The sequence below is a fragment of the uncultured Caballeronia sp. genome, assembly GCF_964243625.1.
Lineage (GTDB): Bacteria > Pseudomonadota > Gammaproteobacteria > Burkholderiales > Burkholderiaceae > Caballeronia.
In genome coordinates this window covers 1-2,492 of sequence record NZ_CAXTGZ010000778.1, presented here as the reverse complement: position 1 = coordinate 2,492, position 2,492 = coordinate 1, and the positions used below count along the sequence as shown (strand labels likewise).

4 protein-coding genes are annotated in these 2,492 nt (G+C 58.8%); 1 reads left to right on the top strand and 3 read right to left on the bottom strand.

Annotation, left to right across the window (positions count from 1 at the left end):
* The coding region (locus ACFFAR_RS30765; protein WP_375509175.1) for a nuclear transport factor 2 family protein at positions 1–428 on the bottom strand (428 nt) is incomplete at its 3' end.
* Between the two features lie 136 nt (positions 429–564).
* Here ACFFAR_RS30765 and ACFFAR_RS30760 point away from each other — a divergent pair.
* Entirely contained in the window at positions 565–1,443 is an 879-nt protein-coding gene (locus ACFFAR_RS30760) for a LysR substrate-binding domain-containing protein (RefSeq protein ID WP_174365455.1), read from the top strand.
* Between the two features lie 16 nt (positions 1,444–1,459).
* Here ACFFAR_RS30760 and ACFFAR_RS30755 read toward each other — a convergent pair whose 3' ends face one another.
* A complete protein-coding gene (locus tag ACFFAR_RS30755; RefSeq protein WP_075360409.1) occupies positions 1,460–1,894 on the bottom strand; it encodes a universal stress protein in 435 nt (144 codons plus the stop codon).
* A gap of 74 nt (positions 1,895–1,968) precedes the next feature.
* On the bottom strand, positions 1,969–2,382 hold the full coding sequence (locus ACFFAR_RS30750) for a gamma-glutamylcyclotransferase (RefSeq protein ID WP_174365456.1): 414 nt from the start codon (positions 2,380–2,382) through the stop codon (positions 1,969–1,971).
* Positions 2,383–2,492 lie beyond the last annotated feature (110 nt).

The following is a 2,492-nucleotide window of genomic DNA, read 5'->3' as shown; positions in this document are numbered from 1 at the left end:
TCGATCTTCCAGAGGCAGGTCGTCCCCTCGAACGTGAACGACCCCATGTCGTAAATGCTCTGGCGCCTCGTGATCTTCCAGACGCCATTGCGCTTTTCGACCCGATCGTAGAAGCGGTTGTGCGAACTGCAGCCCAAGCCAAGGCGAACATTCTCGCCGACGATCATCGCGTTGGTCTCGACGATGGCCTTGTTGCCGTTGAACTCGACCACCGGCCCTGCGATGAAATGCTTGGTGCGCAAATCGGAGGCGCCCATTTTCATTGATCCATCGACGAAATCGCTGAAGCGGCCGTCGAACCAGGTGATCTCGATAGTGCCGTCAGGATGAAACAGTTCGCGCAACTCGTCCCATTGCGCGAGATCGCGGTGAATCCATCCGGTCATCAAATCCGCAATGCTGAGCCGGTCTTCCAGGTACGTTTGCACAGTCAATCTCCTTCTAACGCGAGGGGGCAGCGGATTCTCGATCGCTGCAAAGTGAACGTAGTGTCACGCATTGGAGCCGTATCGTTAAGTAGATTGATATGATCGATTAATCAATTTTCCTGATGAGTTATCGATCGTGGACCTGCGTCATCTCCGTTATTTCGTTGCCGTTGCAGAAGAGAAGCACTTTGGTCGCGCGGCACGACGTCTGCACATCGTGCAGCCTGCGCTGAGCATGCAAATACGCTCGCTCGAAGAAGAAATTGGCGGCGCACTTTTTGTACGCACGAGCCGGAACGTCGAACTCACGCAGGCGGGATCCCTTCTTCTGGTGGAAGCGCGGCGCACGCTTGCGCAAGCCGAGCGCACGAAGGACATTGTGCAGCGATCGCTGCGGGGCGAGACCGGCACGGTCAGGGTCGGCTTTGCGGGCAACGCCGTTGTGACCGGCAAGCTGACAGACAACTTGCGCGCGTTTCGCCAACGCTACCCCGATGCGGAATTGCAGCCGGTCGAGATGTCGCCGCATTTGCAGAGCGAGGCCATCCTTACGGGCCAACTCGATGTCGGATACAGCCCGAGTCTGGGGTCGGCGCCAGACCCGCGACTCATCGTGGAAAAGATCGGAGCGTGGCCGTTGCTGATCGCCATGGCAGAGGATCATCCGCTGGCGAAAAAGAAACGCGTATCGGTGAAATCGTTGGTCAGCGAAACGCTCATTCTTTACGGTCTCAATGAAGGCGAAAAGAGCGTGGCGATGCTGAGCGCGCAAATGGGTACGCAGTCCAAGGCGGTGCATCGGGTGTCGAGCACGTTGACGGTGCTCGCGCTCGCAGGGGCAGGGTTCGGCGTTGCCATTGTCCCTGCGCCGGTTGCTCGCGTCGCGATTCCAAACCTGACTTACCGGCCGATCATAGAAACGGAGATGTCGGCGGATCTGATGCTGTTAAGTCGTGCCAACGAAACCAGTGGAGCCGTCCTCGCCTTCCTCGCGCTTGCACGTGAAAACAGATAGACGCTGCCCGGCTGCGTTATCGATACACGATCACCGGGATCTTCGTATGCGTCAGGACGCGCTGCGTTTCGCTGCCGATCAGCAAGCTTCCCAGCCCGCGTCGTCCGTGCGACGCCATGAAGATCACATCGCAGCCATCACGCTCGGCGATATCGATTATTCCGATGTAGGGCGCCGACTCGACGCTCGTCACGGCATCGCAGGACACGCCCGCGGTAGCCGCAGCCGCTTCAACGGCGGCGAGATGCTCGCGCGCCTCCCTTTCCGATCGCTCATGGAAGTCGCTGGGCGGTTCGACCGCGACATCGGCGAAAGGGGAATACGGATAGAGCGGCAAGCAGGCGTAGGCCGTGATCCGCGCGCCCACCGATTGCGCCAGGTCGATCGCGCCGTCGATGGCCTTCTGCGACAGGATCGACCCGTCCGTCGGAACGAGAATGTGCTTGAACATGGCTGGCTCCCCGGCACTCCGTGTAGTCTTCCATTGTAGTAACGGAATCGGAGAACGCCCAAGCCAACCCCGAGTTATCGCGCTCGCCTGTACCTCACCCAGTCGCCATGATCGATATGCGGCAGCCCCTGCACGGCCGCGTCGCTCACCGGATAAACCAGACATTCGATCGTTTCGGCAGGTCCATCGAGCCCCACCGTCACGTGCATATGCTCACTACGAAAGAGTCCGCTGATACCCGGCACGACTTCCTCGATTTCATCGAGTACGGGAACGAGCGTATCTTCTATCCGATAAACATCGCCATGAACCGATGAGGCGTCGGCATCAAGAACCACGCCTGGATATGCGCCGAAATCATAAAGCCGGCCACGGATACGGCCCGAACCGACGAGCACCGGGTCCGCGACGCCATTGCGCTCGGCCGCGCGGTGAATGTCATTGCTCTCCCCGGCCCGCAGCGTGCCGTAGACGAATACGTGTTGCATGCGCTTGATTCCTTGAATTATCGATTGCAGACAAGCCAGCGCATTATGCCAAGAGCAGAAACAGCACTGCATTGACTATCATGATGAAATTCGTCGAGAGACCGCATGCT

Coding starts and splice junctions, on each gene's coding strand:
- ACFFAR_RS30750 (WP_174365456.1), bottom strand. CDS start 2,382: ATGCAACACGTATTCGTCTACGGCACGCTGCGGGCCGGGGAGAGCAAT.
- ACFFAR_RS30755 (WP_075360409.1), bottom strand. CDS start 1,894: ATGTTCAAGCACATTCTCGTTCCGACGGACGGGTCGATCCTGTCGCAG.